At 69.8% G+C, this 17,372-nt stretch carries 21 protein-coding genes and 1 tRNA gene; 13 read left to right on the plus strand and 9 right to left on the minus strand.

What is annotated here, in order from left to right:
- Positions 1–28: 28 nt before the first annotated feature.
- Positions 29–346 carry an ArsR/SmtB family transcription factor gene (locus ACQPZX_RS05410; protein WP_433375158.1) on the plus strand — a complete coding sequence of 106 codons (318 nt, stop codon included), beginning with the start codon at positions 29–31 and terminating at the stop codon, positions 344–346.
- Positions 343–867, plus strand: coding sequence for an SRPBCC family protein (locus tag ACQPZX_RS05415; protein ID WP_433375161.1), 525 nt, complete (start codon positions 343–345; stop codon positions 865–867). Before ACQPZX_RS05410 ends, ACQPZX_RS05415 begins: the two co-directional genes overlap by 4 nt.
- Here ACQPZX_RS05415 and ACQPZX_RS05420 read toward each other — a convergent pair.
- Positions 861–1,748, minus strand: coding sequence for an SDR family oxidoreductase (locus ACQPZX_RS05420; RefSeq protein ID WP_433375164.1), 888 nt, complete (start codon positions 1,746–1,748; stop codon positions 861–863). The genes ACQPZX_RS05415 and ACQPZX_RS05420 overlap by 7 nt on opposite strands.
- Positions 1,749–1,779: 31 nt before the next feature.
- On the opposite strand from ACQPZX_RS05420, the gene ACQPZX_RS05425 reads away from it, so the two are divergent.
- Positions 1,780–2,382 (plus strand): TetR/AcrR family transcriptional regulator, encoded by a 603-nt coding sequence (locus ACQPZX_RS05425; RefSeq protein ID WP_433375167.1) that lies wholly within the window; start codon positions 1,780–1,782, stop codon positions 2,380–2,382.
- A gap of 74 nt (positions 2,383–2,456) precedes the next feature.
- Complete coding sequence (locus ACQPZX_RS05430; protein WP_433375170.1) at positions 2,457–3,233, plus strand: maleylpyruvate isomerase family mycothiol-dependent enzyme; 777 nt, start codon at positions 2,457–2,459, stop codon at positions 3,231–3,233.
- Positions 3,234–3,247: 14 nt separating this feature from the next.
- Here ACQPZX_RS05430 and ACQPZX_RS05435 read toward each other — a convergent pair whose 3' ends face one another.
- A complete protein-coding gene (locus ACQPZX_RS05435) occupies positions 3,248–4,387 on the minus strand; it encodes a glycoside hydrolase family 88 protein (RefSeq protein WP_433375173.1) in 1,140 nt (379 codons plus the stop codon).
- Between the two features lie 95 nt (positions 4,388–4,482).
- Between ACQPZX_RS05435 and ACQPZX_RS05440 the strand changes: the two genes are divergently transcribed.
- The 4 genes from ACQPZX_RS05440 (at position 4,483) to ACQPZX_RS05455 (ending at position 8,064) form a co-directional block, all read left to right on the plus strand.
- Positions 4,483–5,307: an MBL fold metallo-hydrolase gene (locus ACQPZX_RS05440; protein WP_433375175.1), complete on the plus strand. Its 825-nt coding sequence runs from the start codon at positions 4,483–4,485 to the stop codon at positions 5,305–5,307.
- Positions 5,308–5,367: 60 nt separating this feature from the next.
- Positions 5,368–5,952 (plus strand): RNA polymerase sigma factor, encoded by a 585-nt coding sequence (locus ACQPZX_RS05445; RefSeq protein WP_433375178.1) that lies wholly within the window; start codon positions 5,368–5,370, stop codon positions 5,950–5,952.
- Positions 5,942–7,042, plus strand: a complete 1,101-nt coding sequence (locus ACQPZX_RS05450; protein WP_433375181.1) for a CU044_5270 family protein — start codon at positions 5,942–5,944, stop codon at positions 7,040–7,042. Before ACQPZX_RS05445 ends, ACQPZX_RS05450 begins: the two co-directional genes overlap by 11 nt.
- A gap of 101 nt (positions 7,043–7,143) precedes the next feature.
- Complete coding sequence (locus ACQPZX_RS05455; protein WP_433375184.1) at positions 7,144–8,064, plus strand: AraC family transcriptional regulator; 921 nt, start codon at positions 7,144–7,146, stop codon at positions 8,062–8,064.
- Here ACQPZX_RS05455 and ACQPZX_RS05460 read toward each other — a convergent pair.
- Genes ACQPZX_RS05460 through ACQPZX_RS05470 form a run of 3 tightly spaced genes read right to left on the minus strand, consistent with a single transcriptional unit; the run spans position 8,011 to position 10,114 of the window.
- Positions 8,011–8,853 (minus strand): ABC transporter permease, encoded by an 843-nt coding sequence (locus tag ACQPZX_RS05460; RefSeq protein WP_433375187.1) that lies wholly within the window; start codon positions 8,851–8,853, stop codon positions 8,011–8,013. The genes ACQPZX_RS05455 and ACQPZX_RS05460 overlap by 54 nt on opposite strands.
- Positions 8,850–9,812, minus strand: coding sequence for an ATP-binding cassette domain-containing protein (locus ACQPZX_RS05465; protein WP_433375190.1), 963 nt, complete (start codon positions 9,810–9,812; stop codon positions 8,850–8,852). The genes ACQPZX_RS05460 and ACQPZX_RS05465 overlap by 4 nt, the downstream gene beginning before the upstream one ends.
- Positions 9,813–9,856: 44 nt before the next feature.
- Positions 9,857–10,114 carry a hypothetical protein gene (locus ACQPZX_RS05470; RefSeq protein ID WP_433375192.1) on the minus strand — a complete coding sequence of 86 codons (258 nt, stop codon included), beginning with the start codon at positions 10,112–10,114 and terminating at the stop codon, positions 9,857–9,859.
- 135 nt (positions 10,115–10,249) lie between these two features.
- On the opposite strand from ACQPZX_RS05470, the gene ACQPZX_RS05475 reads away from it, so the two are divergent.
- Both ACQPZX_RS05475 and ACQPZX_RS05480 read left to right on the plus strand, forming a co-directional pair.
- Positions 10,250–10,645 carry a helix-turn-helix domain-containing protein gene (locus ACQPZX_RS05475; protein ID WP_433375195.1) on the plus strand — a complete coding sequence of 132 codons (396 nt, stop codon included), beginning with the start codon at positions 10,250–10,252 and terminating at the stop codon, positions 10,643–10,645.
- A 74-nt stretch (positions 10,646–10,719) separates the two neighbouring features.
- Entirely contained in the window at positions 10,720–11,274 is a 555-nt protein-coding gene (locus ACQPZX_RS05480; RefSeq protein ID WP_433375198.1) for a hypothetical protein, read from the plus strand.
- Here the strand turns inward: ACQPZX_RS05480 and ACQPZX_RS05485 are convergent.
- The 4 genes from ACQPZX_RS05485 to ACQPZX_RS05500 all read right to left on the minus strand — a co-directional run bounded on the left by ACQPZX_RS05485 (position 11,261) and on the right by ACQPZX_RS05500 (position 15,713).
- Positions 11,261–12,286 (minus strand): LCP family protein, encoded by a 1,026-nt coding sequence (locus tag ACQPZX_RS05485; protein ID WP_433375201.1) that lies wholly within the window; start codon positions 12,284–12,286, stop codon positions 11,261–11,263. The two genes, ACQPZX_RS05480 and ACQPZX_RS05485, sit on opposite strands and share 14 nt — an antisense overlap.
- Positions 12,287–12,330: 44 nt before the next feature.
- Complete coding sequence (locus ACQPZX_RS05490) at positions 12,331–13,479, minus strand: glycosyltransferase 87 family protein (protein WP_433375203.1); 1,149 nt, start codon at positions 13,477–13,479, stop codon at positions 12,331–12,333.
- A complete protein-coding gene (gene mptB, locus ACQPZX_RS05495; protein WP_433375206.1) occupies positions 13,476–14,852 on the minus strand; it encodes a polyprenol phosphomannose-dependent alpha 1,6 mannosyltransferase MptB in 1,377 nt (458 codons plus the stop codon). The genes ACQPZX_RS05490 and mptB overlap by 4 nt, the downstream gene beginning before the upstream one ends.
- Positions 14,853–14,921: 69 nt before the next feature.
- On the minus strand, positions 14,922–15,713 hold the full coding sequence (locus tag ACQPZX_RS05500) for an S-methyl-5'-thioadenosine phosphorylase (RefSeq protein WP_433375209.1): 792 nt from the start codon (positions 15,711–15,713) through the stop codon (positions 14,922–14,924).
- A 128-nt stretch (positions 15,714–15,841) separates the two neighbouring features.
- Between ACQPZX_RS05500 and ACQPZX_RS05505 the strand changes: the two genes are divergently transcribed.
- The 3 genes from ACQPZX_RS05505 (at position 15,842) to ACQPZX_RS05515 (ending at position 17,344) form a co-directional block, all read left to right on the plus strand.
- Positions 15,842–16,399: a YqgE/AlgH family protein gene (locus ACQPZX_RS05505; protein ID WP_433375212.1), complete on the plus strand. Its 558-nt coding sequence runs from the start codon at positions 15,842–15,844 to the stop codon at positions 16,397–16,399.
- Between the two features lie 51 nt (positions 16,400–16,450).
- A tRNA-Ala gene (locus tag ACQPZX_RS05510) sits at positions 16,451–16,523 on the plus strand.
- A 449-nt stretch (positions 16,524–16,972) separates the two neighbouring features.
- Positions 16,973–17,344: a VOC family protein gene (locus ACQPZX_RS05515; protein WP_433375215.1), complete on the plus strand. Its 372-nt coding sequence runs from the start codon at positions 16,973–16,975 to the stop codon at positions 17,342–17,344.
- Positions 17,345–17,372 lie beyond the last annotated feature (28 nt).

Consider the following 17,372-nt stretch of genomic DNA (forward strand, 5'->3'; position numbering starts at 1 on the left):
TACCCATCAGGTTACGCTCTTGAGCATCATGGATGAGTTATTGCAGGCGCTGGCCGACCCGAGCCGGCGCACAGTGCTCGAGATCCTCCGCAGTCAGCCGGCGACAGCCGGCGAGCTTGCGGCGGCGCTTCCGATCGCCCGCCCAGGGGTGTCCCGGCACCTGCGAGTGCTGCGGGAGGTCGGGCTGGTCGACGTCCGGCAGGACGCGCAGCGCCGCATCTACACCCTTCGGCCGGAGGCCCTGGTCGAGGTGGATCAGTGGCTGGAGCCGTACCGAGCGCTCTGGCAGAACCGACTCGACGCCCTGCACACGGAGATCGCCCGAGGAAAGAAGGAGCGGAAGTGAAGATCGTCGGAAATATGCGGTCGCTCGACGGAGGGCGCGGTGCGGTGCGCGTCGAGGACATCTATGACACCGACATCGACGACCTGTGGGAGGCGTGCACGAATCCGGAGCGGCTCGCCCGCTGGATCGCCAAGGTCACCGGTGACCTGCGGGTCGGTGGCTCGTTCCACGCCGTCTTCACCAGCACCTGGACGGGTCCTGGTCGCATCGACGTCTGCGAGAAGCCCCACCATTTGATGCTCACCGCGGAGCCGGGCACCGAGGACGAGACCCAGATCGAGGCGTGGCTGACCGAGGAAGGCCCCAGGACACGCCTGGTAGTCGAGGAGCGCGGCCTTCCCGAGGAACGCCTCCACTTCTACGGCGCCGGATGGCAGGCCCACCTCGAGGATCTCGCGCGGTCGCTCGGGGGCGAGGGGGCGGCCGGTCCCGAGCCGTGGAGCGAACAGGCGCCGGAGCCGACCTGGCGTGCGCGCTGGGCGGAGCTCACCCCGACGTACCAGCAGAGAGGGCTTCATTGACGTCCGGGGTAGTGGGGGCGGAGGTTGGCGGCTACGACGCGGTCCAACAGCCGGTCGGGAAGGATCCGGGTGAGGCGGGTCAATGTCGCGGCGTCCCGGCCTATCGTGTAACGAGTTCGGGGTCGCCGGTCGGTGACGGCGTCGGCGATGACCCGAGCCGCCCGGTCGGCGGGCAGGCCGGCCTCGGTGAAGGCTCGTGTGTGGGACACGATCGCCTGCATCATCGGGCCGTAGCGTTCCCGCTGTTCCGAAGTCATCTCGGCGGCCAGCCGGTTGGCGGTGGCGATACCGCGATCCGACATCTCGGTCTTGACGCCGCCGGGCTCCACGACGACCACTTGGACGCCATGCGGCGCCAGCTCCCGGCGCAGGGCATCGCTCATCGCCTCCAGCGCGAACTTGCTCCCCGCGTATGCCCCGTAGCTGGCCATCGCTACCTTTCCGCCCACCGAGCTGATGTTGACGATCCGCCCTTTGCTCCGGAGCAGGGCGGGCAGAAATGCCTGGATGACGGCCACATGGCCGAAGAGGTTCACCTCGAAGGAGCGCCGCCATTCGCTGAGCGGCAGAGTCTCGACCGGGGCGTTGGCGGCGACGCCGGCGTTGTTGATCACGGCACGCAGCGTGCCTCGGAACCGGTCGGCCAGGTTCCTGATCTGGTCTTGGTCGGTGATGTCGAGGATGACCGGTTCGATGCCGGTGTCGCGGATGGCGTCGCCATCGCTGTCGCGGCGTACCCCGGCCAGCACGTGGAAGCCGCGGCGAGCCAATTCCCGCGCGGTGGCCGCACCCATGCCGACCGACGCGCCCGTCACGATGACGCACTCACGAGTTTCAGATGACGTTGTCACCTGAACTACTATCCTGCCTTCAGATGACATTGTCAACTGAAGGCCTCGGTACGCTGTCGCCATGGTCAGCCGCGTCGAGTCAGCCGCCGCCACCCGGCGCGCCCTGCTGGATGCGGCGGCCGACCTGCTCGACGAGGGCGGCCCCGAGGCCGTGACCTTGCGGGAGGTGGGTGCGCGGGCGGGGGTGAGCCGCGGCGCGCCGTACCGGCATTTCGCCGACAAGGACAGCCTGTTGACCGCCGTCGCAGCCGAGGCCTGGGATCGGCTCACCGACGAGACCCGCGATCTGCGGACGGATGCGGCTCTCACTCCCTCCGAGCGGCTGCACGCCGCGGTGACCGGCCTGATCGCGGTCGGACGTGGCCGGCCGCATCTGTACCAGCTGATGTTCACCGCCCCGGCCGGCGACCCGGCGGCGCTGTTGCAGGCGGCGGGCCGCAACCAGGACGAGTTCCTGGCGATCATCGGCGAACTGGTCGGCGACCGCGACGCCCGGCACTACGGCGCGCTGTTGCTCACCAGCGCCCACGGGATCGTCGGGATGGAGGTGGCCGGCCACCTCGCCGGCGAGAAATGGGGCACCACCGCCGAGGAGCTCATCACCACCCAGGTGCGTTTGATCGAGGCCGCGAGCCGACGCCGACAAGCGAACACGGACTGGTAGTCGCCGGCGAAGCGGGTGCGTTCGGGAGTTGAAAACTCGTTTTCAAGTGGTGATCTTGGTGGTAGACATCGGCGGTGGAGACGAGCCTGGGGTTTTCTGAGCTGCTGCGCCTGATCGACGAACGGTCGGCGGTCTTTTGCGCCGCCATCGCGTCTGCGCCCAGCCTTGAGGTGCCGGTGGCGACCTGTCCTGGATGGACGCTGTTCGATCTGGCGCAGCATGTGGGCATGGGGCGCCGCAAGGCCGCCGCGATCGTTGCCGCGGGGGCGGGCGACGCTCCGCCGGACAAATCCGCGTGGGATGACGGCTCGGGCGCGCCTCGGGAGCGCGCGGCGCTGCTGGGGTGGTTGCGCCAGTCCATCGAGCTCCTGGGGAGGACGCTGCGCGAGGCCGGTCCGGATCGCGGCTGCTGGACCTGGTGGGGTGATTCGCAGTCGCCGCAGACCTCTGGTGCGGTGGCCCGGCACCAAGTTCAAGAGGTCGCGGTGCATACGTACGACGCCCAACTTGCCCTCGGCGCCCCGCAGCCGCTGCCGGACGACGTCGCCCTCGATGGGGTCGAGGAGTTTCAGTTCACCTGCTGCGCGACTACCGTCCCCTGGCCGCACGAACCCGCGGTCGTCGATTACCACGCGACCGAGGGGCGCTCGTGGCGCCTGCGGCTCTCTCCGGACGGGGCAAGAGTCTCGTCCACGGCTGCCGACGAGGCGGGCACACCCGACGTCTCTGCCCGGGGCACGGCCAATGACCTGGTTCTGGTCTTCTACGGTCGTATTCCGCTGGATTCGCTGGAGCTGGAAGGCGACCGACGCATCTTCGACCAGCTCGTCGACTGGGATCCAAGCGCCTGATCTCGGTTGGTTGGTCAGGTGGTCAGCTTCGCTACCTCCGAGGCGGCCAGCAGGAAGCCGCCGACGCCGAAGTCGGCGGTTGAGTTTGTCGTCACCGGCTGGCTGGACTCGGGGGCGTAGCCGACGCCCTGGACGTAGCCGAGGAAACCGTCCGCGTGTACGGAGGTGGCGACCATGCCGTTCCAGGCGCGAGCTACCACGGGCAGGTAGGTTGCCCGGTCGATGATGCCGGCGCGGATGCCGTAGGCCAGGCCGAACGCGAAGAACGCGGTGCCGCTCGTCTCCGGGCCGCCGAAGTGGGCCGGGTCGATCAGGTTGACGTTGAAGAGGCCGTCGGCGCGTTGAGCCTTCGCCAGCGAGCGCGCCAAACCCTGGATGTTGTAGCGGAACTCTGGCCACCTCGTACCCAAATCGGGGTTTTGATTGAGGATCTTGGCATGTGCGGCCAGCGCCCAGCCGTTGCCGCGGGACCAGAAGACCAGCTTGCCGGCGGGGGAGCGGGCCGCCTTGGCGCCCTCGTCGCGCCACCACAGCTCGTTGGTGTAGTCGTAGAGCACGCGGGTGCGCTTGGTGTGGGTGTAGAGCGCGAACATCTTCTGCAGGTAGGCGTCGTCGCCGGTCTGGCGGGCCACCCGGACGAACACCGGCATCGCCATGTGCAGGGCGTCGACCCACCACCAGTCGTCCACTTTGGTCTGCTGGCTCGTGCCGTGAACCATCCGGCGGATCGACTCGTTGATCGCCGCGATCTTGCCGGCCGCGGGCTCGAAGTCGTTGAGGTCGTAGTAGACCTGCCCGGCGGTGTGGTCGTCCGCGTGCCGCGTGGCCACCCCGTTGTTGATCGCGTAGTTGTTCTGCTCCGCCCACTGGCGGGTGTACGTCAGGTAGCGCGCCTCGCCGGTGGCGCGATAGAGGGCCATGTTGCCGCTGAAGTAGGTCGCCCGCGCCCACTGATTGTTTCCCGGGTCGCCGTGCGCGCCGATCCACTGGTCGTTGACCCTGCGCGCGACGGCGAGCACGTCGGTCCGGGGCGGCAGGACTGAGGCCGGAGGCGCGGCCTTGGCCGGTGCGGCGCGGAGTAGCGCACCCGTCGCCGGCAGTATCGTCGCACCGGCAATGCCGGCCAGCAGCTGGCGGCGGTTGATCTCGCTCACGATTCACTCCTGGTTAATTCAAGCCCTGAGAGAAGCTGCGGATATACAAACATGAATGTGATGGGACCGGAAGAGCACGAGCAGGGGAGCGCCGGGTGCTGAGACAAGTCGCGGATGGTGTGCTGGTCCACGAGAGCGAGTTCTGCCAGAGCAACGCCGTTGTGGTGCAAGGCGGGGCCGGCGTGTTGCTCGTCGACCCCGGGGTGCTCGGCGACGAAATGGCTTGCCTCGCCGACGACCTGTCCGAGATGGGGCAGGCCGTTGTGGCGGGGTTCTCGACGCATCCTCATTGGGATCACCTGCTGTGGCATCCGGGGCTCGGCGCGGGGCCACGCTATGGCACGGCCCGCTGTGCGGCTGTTGTCCGGGATCGGCTTTCGGACGCGGGTGCGAAGGCTCGCGTCGTCCGGGTGATGCCGCCGGAGATCGTCGAGCGGGTGCCGTTGGAGCTGCTCGGGCTCATTGCCGGTCTGCCGGCCGGGACGGCGCGGGTCCCGTGGGACGGGCCTGAGGTTCGGATTGTCGAGCATCAAGCGCATGCCTCGGGGCATGCGGCGCTGTTGATCGAGGAACGCGGAGTGCTCATCGCGGGCGACATGCTGTCCGATGTGCTGATTCCGATGCTCGACCTGAGCGGCGCCGCCGATCCGATCGAGGACTACCTGGCCGCGCTGCGGTTGCTCGAGGAGATGGCGGGCGACGTCGATGTCGTCATTCCCGGTCATGGGGCGGTCGGCGAAGGCGGCCAAGTGCGCGCGCGGATCAACCAGGATCGGGCGTACGTGTACGCCCTGCGTGACGCCGGCGCCGCCGATGACCCGCGGATCGGCCCGTCGGCCAAGGAGGGCTGGGAGTGGGTGGCCGGGGTGCACGAGCGGCAATACGCCCAAATAAGCGGGCGGGCCGGCGCTGGAGGATGAAGACGGATCGGCCTTCGCGCATAGATACGTGTAGGAGGCAGACCGACGACAGGAGCTCGCATGGCTGCGGCGACGCAGGCAGCGGCCGAGGCCGGCGCCGACACTGACGCCGCGGTCATTCGCGCGTCGCTGGCGGATCCGGATCGGTTCGCGGTGATCTACGACCGGTACGCCGCGATGCTGTACCGCTACGCGTATCAGCGAATGGGTCCCGGGATCGCCGACGACGTGGTGGCGGAGGCGTTTCTCGCGGCGTTCCGCGGGCGAGCATCGTACGACCTCGGCCGGCAGGACGCCCGGCCCTGGCTGTTCGGCATCCTCACCCGGGAGATGGCCGCTCACCAGCGGCGGGAAAAGGCGCGCTACCGGGCCATGGCCCGCTCGACGCACGAGACCGTGCAGGACAGCCCGGACGATCAGGTGACGGCCCGGGTGGTCGCCGGCGCGGCGCGGGGGCCGCTGGCCGCCGCGCTGGCCGGCCTGGATCCCCGCGATCGCGACGTGCTGCTGCTGGTGGCGTGGGGGCAGCTCAGCTACGACGAAGTGGCCGACGCCTTGAACATCCCCCAGGGCACCGTGGGTTCCCGGCTCAGTCGGGCCAGGCGAAAAGTTCGGAAGGCGCTGGAGGCGTACGATGAAATCTGATTTGTCTATTTTGGAGGAATTTGGGGCGAGCCTGGCCCCGGCCGAGGACCACCCGCCCGCTGAGGTCCGGCATCGGGTGATGAACGGCATGCTGCATGCGGACCGCCGCCCACGCGGAGTGCGCCTGGCCTGGAAGATCGGATTGGCCGCGGCCATCGCCGCCGCGCTGGTGGCGGGACAGCTGACCGACGTCACAGGTGGCCGGCCCACGCCGCCCGATCCGGGAGCGGGCGGCCGATCCGGGGTCGGCGCCGCACCACCATCCCCGGCGGGCGCCGAGCAGGTGCTGCTGCTGGCGGCCCAGCACGCCGCCGCCACCCCGGCGATGGAGGCCCGAAAAGACCAGTTCCTGTTCATCGACTCCGTCGAGGTGGATTCGAGGGCCGCCAAGCCGGTGCGCACGCGGACCTGGCTGTCGGTGGACGGCACCCACGACGGACTGGTGATCCAGGGAACGAAGCCGCAGCGGCTCGACGGCTGCACGAACGGCAAGCAGGCCGAGACGATCGACCGGCCGGACACCACGCCGGAGATCGCCTGCACACCCGAACCGGCCTACTCGCCCGGCCGCATCCCGACCGATGCGGACGGCCTGCTGGCGTACGTGTACGCGGTTGCCGCCGCCGAACCGTCGTGGGTGTCCGTCGGCGCCGGGCCGGACCGCATGCCCCGCGGATTCGTCCGGCTCTCCGACGACCAGCGTGCGTTCACCGAGATCACCGAGATCCTCTACAAGAACCATCTGCCGGCCGTGCAGGAGGCCGCCTTCCTGGCCGCCGGGCGGATCGCCGGCGTGCAGGTGCGCCGCAATGTGGCCGACGCCGCCGGGCGGGTCGGCGTGGCGGTGACGCGCACCGAGGCGGGCTCTCGTCAGGAGCTGGTCTTCGACCCGGCCACCTACCGGTATCTCGGGCAGAACATCATCGCGGCGGAGTTCGACGAGGCCGGCGCGAAGGTGGTCCGCTCGCCCGGCATCGGCAAGGGGACGGCCGAGTTGCGGCTGGGCCCGCCTCCGAAGCCGGGTTCGGTGATCTACAAGTCCGCGCTGTTGAAGGTCGCCATCGTGGACAAGGCCGGCCAGCGCCCGTAGCGCGTGTCGCGGCGCGCATCTCGGCCTTGATCGGACCGGTCCGCGGCGATCGGGCGCGAACGAGGCGCCATCGGCCAGGGTTGACGGGGAAAGGAGGCCTCGTGATCTCGGCACTCAACCGGCTGGTCGACCTCGTGGAGGAGCACCTCACGGAGGAGCTCGACCTCGGCGAGCTGGCCACGTCGCTCGGCACGACCGAGTACCACCTGCGCCGGATGTTCTCGTCGCTGGCCGGCATGCCGCTGTCGGAGTACGTGCGCCGGCGTCGCATGACCGTCGCGGCCGCCGCCGTCGTCCGGGGTGAGGACGATCTGCTCGGCATCGCGGTCCGGCACGGCTACGGCTCGGCCGAGGCGTTCGGGCGTGCGTTCCGGGCGGTCCACGGCGCCGGCCCCGGTGACGTACGCCGGGATGGAGGCCCCCTTCGCACACAACCGCAGCTCAGGTTTCACCTGACCGTCGAAGGGAGCATCCCCATGGACACCCGCGTCGTCGCCCGTCCCGCGTTCCGGCTCGTCGGGCACGCAGCCCGCGTGCCGCTGATCCACCAGGGCGTCAATCCGCACATCCAGCAGATCGTGACCGCCATACCGCCGGAGGAGCACGCCCGGCTGAAGGCCCTGAGCAACACCGAGCCGCCCGGCCTGCTGCAGGTCAGCGACGACCTCGACCCCGACCGCGCCGAGGGCAGCGAGCTGACCTACCTGTACGGCGTCGCCGTCGCCGAGGGCACCCCGGCGCCCGGCGACCTGGACGCCATCGACGTGCCGGCCGGCCGATGGGCGGTCTTCCGCACCGCCGGGCCGTACCCGCAGGCCCTGCAATCGGCGTGGGCCGCCACCGCGACCGAGTGGTTTCCCTCCAATCCGTGGCGCCTGCGTCCCGGTCCGGAGATCGTCGCGGTGCTCGAGCGCGCGGACGACTTCAGCACCGCGACCTGCGAGCTGTGGCTGCCGATCGAGCCGGACTCACTTGCGGTTGTAGAGGCGCATCGTCAGGGTGCCGAAAACGATCACCAGTAGGGCGCTGGCCAGCAGGGTCCACATCAGCGACGGCATGTGCAGGGTGCCCGCCATGATGTGGCGGATGGCCGTCACCAGGTGGGTGATCGGGTTGACCGCGACGAAGGCCTGCAGCCACCCCGGCATCGTCGAGGGCTCGACGAAGACGTTGCTGAGGAACGTCAACGGGAACAGCACCAGCATGCTCACGCCCATCACCGATTTCTCCGAGCGCAGGAGCAGGCCGAACATCGTCCAGATCCAGGAGAAGGCGAAGGAGAAGACGACCAGCAGGGCCACGCCGCCCACCACCCCGACCACGCCGCCGCCGGGGCGGAAGCCCAGGGCCAGGCCCACCAGCATGATGGTGGTGGCGGCCAGGATGTAGCGGAGGACGTCGCCGAAGATCATGCCGACCAGGGCGGCGGGGCGCCAGACCGGCAGCGTGCGGAAGCGGTCGAAGACGCCCTTCTCGATGTCGGTGTTGAGGCCCACGCCGGTGTACATCGTGATCATGACGACGCTCGTGACCATGATGCCGGGGAGGAAGAACTGCAGGTACTCCTTGGTGGAACCGGCGAGGGCGCCACCGAAGAGGTACGTGAACATCAGGGTCATGATGATCGGGAAAGCCGTCACGTCGAACAGCTGCTCGGGGACGTGCTTGATCTTCAGGACCGCTCGCCAGCCGAAGGTCATCGAGGCGGACCACGCGCTCGGGCGACGGGGGCGGTCACCGCGGGACAGGACCGCGGCCAGCGTCTCGGGCGACGGGGTGTAGGCCGTGGCCTGCTCGGATGTGGTGCTCATGCGGCCGCCCCCTCGCGGTCGGTAAGTGCCAGGAAGACCTCGTCGAGACTCGGCTGACCCAGTGAGAAGTCGTCGACGATGATGCCGGCGTCGGCGAGCAGCGCCAGGGCACGCGACGCCTGCGCGGCGGCCAGGGCGTCGGACCCGGAGGCGCGGGCGGTCAACGCGACCGGATCGGCCTCCAGCTGGACCGTCGTGCCCAGCGCCGAGGTCAGGACGTCGGATGCGGCGTTGCGCTGCGACGCGTCGCGCAGGCGGACGTGGACCGTGCCGGCGCCGATCGACGACTTGAGCTCGCCGGGCGTGCCCTCGGCGATCATGCGGCCGTGGTCGATCACCGCGATGCGCTGGGCCAGCTGGTCGGCCTCGTCCAGATATTGCGTCGTGAGCAGGACCGTCGTGCCGTTGGCCACCACGACCCGCACGATGTCCCACACCTGGTTGCGGCTGCGCGGGTCGAGGCCGGTCGTGGGCTCGTCGAGGAACAGCAGGTCGGGTGTGTTGAGGATGCTGGCCGCGATGTCGATGCGGCGGCGCATGCCGCCGGAGTACTTCTTCACCTGGCGGTCGGCGGCGTCGGTGAGGCCGAACGCCTCGAGCAGCTGGGCGGCGCGGCCGCGGGCCTGCGATTTCGACTGGCCGAGCAGGCGCGCCAGCAGGACCAGGTTTTCGGTGCCGGTCAAGTCCTCGTCGACTGATGCGTATTGTCCGGTGAGGCTGACCCGGCTGCGGACGGCGTCGGCCTCGCGCACGATGTCGTGGCCGAACACGCTGGCCGTCCCGCCGTCGGGGCGCAGGAGCGTGGCCAGCATGCGCACGACGGTGGTCTTGCCGGCGCCGTTGGGGCCCAGCAGGCCGTAGACCGTGCCGGCGGGAACGGTCAGGTCGACGCCGTCGACCGCGCGGTTGTCTCCGAATGTCTTGACGAGACCCGTGGTCTCGATAGCCGGTGGGTTCATGGGACCGATGGTCCCCTACTGGTACGACATTTTTCGAAACAAGGTCAGCGGGAACTGCGCGACGTGCGGCGCGCCTCGTTTGTCCCGTGGCCGGCGAAGTGGCCGAGGCCGCTGTTGTCATGCCGGCGGCGTCGCGGCGCGGGGAGGTCCGCACCGGGTGCTCTCGCCGCCACGGGAGCACCCGGTGCCGCTGAGGCGACGGGCTCGGGGAGGGCCCCCGGCTTGCGCCGGCGTGCCAGGACCAGGCGGATCGGCAGGAGGACGAGCGCCGCGCACAGGACGACGATTGCGAAGATCATCATCGTGCCACCGCCTCTGCGTCGAAGGTCGAAGAGCCCGTTGGTTATCGAGACAATGACGGTAGCAGCGCGCGACCCTGTAGCCAATCAGTCGCTCGGACTACGGCCATCGCCCGGAACCGCGCCTATGCTGTGCCGATGGCGGCGACCGGCTTCGGGGTCTATCTCAAGGAAGCGATCCTGGCCGCCCGGTTTCCGACGCCCACGCACTTCGCCCGGGCCGCGGGCACCGATCCCTCGGTGGTGCTGCGCTGGCTGAGCGAGGAGCAGCGGCCCACGATCAGGTCGATCGAGCGCATCGCCCCCATCTTGGGCAAGAGCATCAACGAGCTGGTCCTCGCGGCGTACCCGGATCGGTTGCACGGCCCGGCGCCGGCGACCCTGCCCGCCGCTCATCCGCTGGTCCACGAGCTGGCCCGGATGCTTGCCGACGATTCGCCGATCCCGCGCGCCGACCGCCAGGCCCTGGAAACGGTCCTCGATCGGATGCTGGAGCCCTACCGGCGAGTGCTGCGGCGTCGCAAATCCGGGTGACAGATTCGCGTCTCAAGGGGACGTTGCCGCTGGTCGATGTCGCGCTGAGCGCCGCGGAGCACTAGCCTCGACGCGTGACCGAGCGGGCCCGGACCGACAATCACCACTCCGCGCTGGGGGGATGGCACCTCCAGGTCAGCAAGCTGCTCGTGGTCGCGGTCATCGTGGCCACGGCAGCCACCGGCGCGCTCATCGTCACGGTGCTGACCCAGATGCCGTCGGGGCAGACGCCGCCGCCCCCGCCGCCGGGTGGCCTGCCTCCGCCGCCGCCCAACCTGCGCCCGCTGGCCGTCGTCTCGATCGTGACCGGGTTCTTCGTGCTGTCCTGGCTCGCGGTGCTGGTCATCTTCGCCCGCGACCAGGTACTGCGCCATCTCCGGCAGCAGGCCGCGCCGACGCCCCCGGGCGTGTCGGGCGACGACCTGACGGCGGCGCTCGGCGATCTCCGTGCGGAGATCGCGAGCGACCGCGAGCGCGATTTGCAAACTCTGGCCGAGCGGATGGCCGAGGTGACTTCCGAGTACGGTGAGAGACGCGAGACCGACGGCTATTTGAGCGGCATGCGTACGGCCACGACCGGCGAGCCCCCGTCGGAGAACGTCCGCTCGCTGCGACCTAGGACCCAGTGACCGCCGCGTAGCCCGGATGGCGGCGGAAGTACGTGTCCATCGTGTCCGTTCGCAGCGCGAGGAAGAGATCGCGGCACCCGGCCTTGTCCAGCCGGTTCGCGGTGCCGGCGGCGCTGCGCACGAAGCCGGTGGACGGGATCGTGGTGAAGTCGAGGTCGTCGGTGCGCAGGCCGGAGAGCTGGCGCGCGGTTGCGGTCAGGTCGAGCCCCGAGTCCACCACCAGGGACTTCGCCACCTCGGAGAGCAGCGAGCTCAGCCGCATCGGGTTGGTGAGCACGCCCATCGATAGGATCTTGTCGCCGAGCGCGTGCAGGTACTGCTGCTGGCGCTTGACCCGGTCGAAGTCGCCCTGGGCCAGGCCGTACCGCTGCCGGACGTAGATCTCGGCGCGCTTGCCGTCGAGGTGGTTCACGCCGGCGCGGAACCGGTAGCCGGTGCGTCCGTCGGTGACCGCCTTGCGGACGTTCACGTCGACCCCGCCGACGATGTCGGTGATCTTTCGGACGGCGGCGAAGTCGACCCGCACGACGTGGTCGATGTCCAGGCCGGTCAGGTGGCTCACCACCTGCAGCACCAGGGGCGCGCCGCCCCAGGCGTACGCGGCATTGATCTTGGTCTTGCCTCCGGCCCATCGGCCGGGCACCGGCGGGATGTAGACGTAGGAATCCCGGGGGAACGAGACGACGCTCGCGTGCCGGTGGGACGCGTCGACGTGGATCAGCATGATCGTGTCGCTGCGGGACTGGGCCTGCGTCCAGGTGGCGCGGGTGTCGACGCCGAGGACCAGGTAGTTGGTGCCGGATTCCCGCAGCGCCCCGGAAGGGCCGGTGACTATCACGTACTCGGGGGCCTCGGTGATTTTCGGAAGCGCGGAGGCCCGGCCGAGGATGTCGTCGCGCGCGACCTCGCTCTCGAAGTGCTCGGCATACAGGGCAGCGGCGCCGAAACCCGCACCGGCCAGGCCGATCAGGACGGCAAGGGTCACCACGACGACTTTCGCCCACCGCGCCACCGCGCCACCTTCGGTCCCGGCGTCGCCCCGGGCGGCGGACGCTCCTAGGACCTATCGGCCCCCGCGGGAATCCCGTGAGCCGGGGCGTTCGCGGTGACCCAAGCCTCGTTGGTGAGCGCGGCGAGAATCACAAGACTGATCCACACGTACGCGTTGCTGCCCGCGAACGCGTCCCAGCCCATCGGATGCGCCCACCAGGCCCATACCAGGCTGCTGCTCATCACGACGAACCCGGCAGCGAGCACCGCGAGGCGCGCCGGAATCCCCACCGCCCGATCGAGCAGCAGGAACACGCCCGGGATCACCCACACCAGGTGGTGCACCCAGGTGATCGGGCTGACCAGGCAGGCGATCACGCCGGTGACCGCGAACCCGGTCACCGGATCGGGCCGGCGGGTGCGCACCCACCAGCACCAGTACGCGACGACCAGCGCGACGGCCGCCAGCCACAGCGTCCCGGGCGCGTCCAGCCGGGCCACCACGCCGCGCAGCGATTGGTTGGAGACGTAGTACAGCTTGCCGATCCGGTTGGTGTCCCAGACCGCGTCGGTCCAGAACCTGATCGACGCGTCCGGCGCGATCAGCAGCGCCAGCACGGTGGCGGTGGCCGCCGTCGCGATCGCCGTGGCCGCCTGGCGGTACTGCCGGGACAGGATCAGATATCCGATGAAAACGACAGGTGTCAGCTTGATCGCGGCGGCGAGCCCGATGCCGACGCCACTCATCCGCCGATTGCGGAGATCGCTGCACACCAGCACCAGCAGTAGCAGGTTGACCTGGCCGTAGCTGAAGGTGTCCCGGGACGGCTCGAAGACCAGGAAACCCAGGAACATCAGGGCGCACGGCGTCCACACCGGCCACCCGCGCCGCCGCAGGATCGGCACGAAGTACCAGCGGATCAGCAGCGCCACCGCGCCCGCGTTGAGCAGCGCCGCGGCCGCGACCGCCACCGGCCAGGAGGTGATCGCGAGCGGGCTCAGCGTCAGCGCCGCGAACGGGGGATAGGTGAACCCGTACTCGGTGTCCTGGTAGCGGAAGTCGTAGAGGTCGCCGCCGTCGATCAGCCAGTAGCGCACCGCGCCGCGATAGACGCCCAGATCGAAGAAGTGCCGGAAAGTCGGGATGGTCACGAGGAAGACGGCGACGGCTACGGCCGCCAGCGTCACCAGTGTGACCTGGGCCTTGCGGCTCATCGGCGGGTCCAGGCGAGGCGCTGCGGTGTGTAGGAAACCGCCAGGTGGACGGCCAGGAACGCGGCGACCCCGATCAGCCCGCCGATCACGGCCAGCAGCACCCGCTCGGCGTCGGCGCCGAACCCGTCCGGCAGCACCACCAGCACCAGCGCCGCGCAGAACCCGGCCAGCAGCCGCCGCACCCGGTGGTGCACGGCCGCGGCGGCGATCGGCGCCAGGCCCCACACCACGTACCAGGGCCGGATGGCCGGGCCGAAGACGACCACCGCGACCAGCACGATGCCGAGGCCATAGACCGGGCCGAGGCGGGCGCGGTAGGTCCAGACCACCGCGGCCACGATCACCACGGCCAGCATGCCGAACCAGCGCCACACGTCCGCCGCGGCGGCCGTGCCCAGCATCCCGGACGTCCAGCGGCCCAGCAGGCCGGTCAACGACCAGTTCTGCGACGAGATCGGGGTGCTCAGGGCGCTGATCCAGCCGTACCCGGTCCCCGCCACCTGGGTGATCACCACCGTCGCGGCCACCGCGGTCGCGCACACGGCGCCGGCCGCCCGCAGCCACGGCCACCGGCCGGCCAGATGTGTCGCCCAGATCGCCGCCACCGCGATCAGGCCCAGCGCCGCCGGCACCTTGACCAGCGCCGCCGCGACGACCAGCAAAGTGGCCACGATCGGGTGACGGCGGACCGCGGCGGCCAGGCCCGCGGCCAGCAGGCCCACCATCAGCGCGTCGTTGTGCGCGCCGCCGATCAGGTGAATCAGCACCAGCGGGTTCAGCACGGCCAGCCAGATCGCCGCCGACGGGCTCACCCCGGCCGATCGCGCCAGCATCCGTACGGCAATGGCCAGCAGAACCAGCCCGCCCAGCGCGACCAGCCGCATCGCGACGATGCCGAGCATCAGATGCGGGCCGGCGACCATCTTGGCGACAATCAGGAAGACCGGACCGTACGGGCTGGGCGTGTGCTGCCAGATCGCCGGCACCTGATCGGCGATCTCACCGCCGAGCAGCGCCGGCCCGTGCCGGTACACATCCATCCCCGAGTCGATCATCAGACCCTGGGCGAGATAGCTGTACACGTCCCGGCTGAACATCGGCGGCGCGAGCAGCAGCGGCGCAACCCACAACGCGAGCGTGTGCCACCAGCCGTTGTCGTCCTCGGAGCGGCGGGCCACCCGGCCGTACCACCACCAGGCGAGCAACAGCAGCAACAGTCCGCTGTAGACACAGACCAGACCGAGCCGGGCATGTCGCCCACCGGTGAACATCGGGACGCCGATCGGTAACGCCCCCGCGCCCAGACCGCCGACCGCGATCAGAGCCGAGCCGGCGAACCCGACGGCGCGCGACGAGGCAAGATCTCTCCGCACGGCAGCACCTTCTCAATGACGGGTGTCGAGCCGTGGACGTACCAACGTCGTCGATGTGACCGATCGATGTCAGGGCAACTCGAACGGGATCTTGATCCCGTCAAGAACAGAAGAGCAGACGCAATCGCGTACGGCGGGAAGCTTCGTCACCGCGTCGAGGAGCACCCCGCGCAACCGTTCCGTGTTCTCCCCGAACACCCGGAACACCTCCTCCTGGGTCACCCCGTGCTCGCCCTCCACGCCGGCGTCCAGATCGGTGACCAGGGCGATCGTCGTGTAGCAGACGGCCAGCTCGCGGGCCAGCACCGCCTCCGGGTGGCCGGTCATGTTCACCACGGCGCCACCGATCGAGGTGAACCACCGCGACTCGGCCCGGGTCGAGAAGCGCGGCCCCTCGACCACCACCATGGCGCCGCCGTCCACCGGACCGACTTCACTCTCCAGAAGGACACGCCGGCCGTTCGGGCAGTACGGATCGGCGAAGTTCACGTGAACGGCGCCCTCGTCGTAGAAGGTCTGCACCCGCCCGCTCGTGCGGTCGATCAGCTGATCGGGGACCACGAACGTGCCCGGACCCAGCTCCGGGCGCAGGCCACCCACGGCGCAGGGGGCGACGATCTGCCGTACGCCCAAAGCGCGGAGCGCCCAGATGTTGGCCCGATAGGGGATCTTGTGCGGCGGGAAACGATGGTCACGCCCGTGCCGCGGCAGGAACGCCACCCGGCGGCCACCCACCTCGGCCACCGTGATCGGATCCGACGGCGGACCGTAGGGGGTGGACACCTCCACCTCCTCGCTTTTTGTCAAAAGCGAGTACAGCCCCGAGCCGCCGATGACACCGATCTCCGCCGCTGCGTTCATGGGCAGACCTTATCGAGGCCCGGAATCACGGGCTAATGTGCTGAGCATGGCGTTGGTGGAAGACGACTACCCCCGGGCGCTGTGGGCAGCCCGTGTATAGCGAGGGTCAGCGGATCGGAGGCCGGTCGATGGAGTCGATGACCGGCAGGTTGCTGGTGGCGACCCCGACCCTGAAAGATCCGAACTTCGACCGTACGGTCGTGCTGCTGGTGGCCCACGAGTCCGGCGGCGCCCTGGGCGTCGTGCTCAACCGGGCGACCGAGGTCCCCGTGTCCGACGTTCTGGGCCCGTGGGGCGAGCTGGCCGGCGACCCCGCCGTGCTCTTCGAGGGCGGCCCGGTGCAGCCCGAGTCGGCCATCTGCCTGGCCCGTACCCGCCCGGACGTGAAAAGGCGCGTCAACGGCTTCCACCAGGTCGCCGGCGCCCTCGGCACGGTCGACCTGTCCGCCGACCCCGATCGCATCCGCGACAGCGTGGCCGGCATCCGCGTCTTCGCGGGTTACTCAGGGTGGTCGTCGGGCCAGCTGGAGGAGGAGATAGCGGCCGGCTCGTGGTTCGTGCTGGACGCCCTCCCCGGAGACGCCTTCGTGAACCGCCCGGATGATCTCTGGGCAATGGTTCTCCGCAGGCAGGGCGACATTTTGGCGGCCGTGGCCCACTTCCCTCCGGACCCCCTCCTCAACTGACCCGCCGAGGTGTGTAGTATTTCCTCCGTGCCCGGGTGACCGGGGCGGTAAGGGGCTGTGGCGCAGCTGGTAGCGCACCACACTGGCAGTGTGGGGGTCAGGGGTTCGAGTCCCCTCAGCTCCACGAGTGCGATTGGGCGATCTGTGTCCGCGGAAAGCGCGGACCGGGTCGCCCTCGTCATTTCTGCTCAGGGGGCCGAGCCCCCTGAAACCCCACGGTGCGATGGTTGCTCTGGGTGGCTGCCCGCGCTGGGTGGCTGCCCGCGCTGGGCGGCCGTGCCGGATGCCTGCTGGTGCTCTGCATAGGCTGCGGCCAGGCCGGCGACGATGCCCAAGACAGCATTCGAAATCGTGCCGACCTTGCTGGTGGCCCAGTGGTCACTTCGCCTGCGGCCCGGTCGCGCCGCAACGCGGCCTCGGCGTCGACGGCAAGGCTCGGGACGCCGCGCAGGTGAAGGTGCTCAGCCCCGCCGGCTCGGTCTTATGGACCCCTCCGGCGCCCTGCCGCTGCACCCGGGCGCTGCTCCTCCGCCCGGCCGACCGGCCAGGCTGACGAGCCGTCATAACCCGACGGTGAGCGCTGCCTGGTTCGGGGAGCATTTCGGGTTTGCGGTGGGAATCGATCTGGGGTGGTATGTCAACACGCAGCATGCCGACCATCCGAACCTCAGCCTGGACTTCGTGCAGAGGGACCATGCGGCGTGGCCGGCGGCGACTCGGGGCAAGGACGTGGTCGGAACCCTTCTGGCATTCCTGGTTGAGGACGTCGACGCCGAGTACGCGCGCCTGTCGAACGCGGGTCTGACGGTGGTCATGCCGCTGGTGACCGAGCCGTGGGGGCAGCGGAGGTTCCAGGTGACCGGGCCGGACGGGCTGCTTGTCGAGGTCCTGCAGATGGTCGCGCCGGACCCGCGGTGGATGGCGGACAACGGTCTCGGCGGCTGACTTCGGTGTTGCGCAGCCCACCCGGCGG

The organism is Actinoplanes sp. CA-142083 (assembly GCF_050942195.1).
GTDB lineage: Bacteria > Actinomycetota > Actinomycetes > Mycobacteriales > Micromonosporaceae > Actinoplanes.

Coding starts and splice junctions, on each gene's coding strand:
- ACQPZX_RS05410 (WP_433375158.1), top strand. CDS start 29: ATGGATGAGTTATTGCAGGCGCTGGCCGACCCGAGCCGGCGCACAGTG.
- ACQPZX_RS05420 (WP_433375164.1), bottom strand. CDS start 1,748: ATGTCATCTGAAGGCAGGATAGTAGTTCAGGTGACAACGTCATCTGAA.
- ACQPZX_RS05425 (WP_433375167.1), top strand. CDS start 1,780: ATGGTCAGCCGCGTCGAGTCAGCCGCCGCCACCCGGCGCGCCCTGCTG.
- ACQPZX_RS05445 (WP_433375178.1), top strand. CDS start 5,368: ATGGCTGCGGCGACGCAGGCAGCGGCCGAGGCCGGCGCCGACACTGAC.
- ACQPZX_RS05450 (WP_433375181.1), top strand. CDS start 5,942: ATGAAATCTGATTTGTCTATTTTGGAGGAATTTGGGGCGAGCCTGGCC.
- ACQPZX_RS05460 (WP_433375187.1), bottom strand. CDS start 8,853: ATGAGCACCACATCCGAGCAGGCCACGGCCTACACCCCGTCGCCCGAG.
- ACQPZX_RS05465 (WP_433375190.1), bottom strand. CDS start 9,812: ATGAACCCACCGGCTATCGAGACCACGGGTCTCGTCAAGACATTCGGA.
- ACQPZX_RS05470 (WP_433375192.1), bottom strand. CDS start 10,114: ATGATGATCTTCGCAATCGTCGTCCTGTGCGCGGCGCTCGTCCTCCTG.
- ACQPZX_RS05475 (WP_433375195.1), top strand. CDS start 10,250: ATGGCGGCGACCGGCTTCGGGGTCTATCTCAAGGAAGCGATCCTGGCC.
- ACQPZX_RS05490 (WP_433375203.1), bottom strand. CDS start 13,479: ATGAGCCGCAAGGCCCAGGTCACACTGGTGACGCTGGCGGCCGTAGCC.
- ACQPZX_RS05500 (WP_433375209.1), bottom strand. CDS start 15,713: ATGAACGCAGCGGCGGAGATCGGTGTCATCGGCGGCTCGGGGCTGTAC.
- ACQPZX_RS05505 (WP_433375212.1), top strand. CDS start 15,842: ATGGAGTCGATGACCGGCAGGTTGCTGGTGGCGACCCCGACCCTGAAA.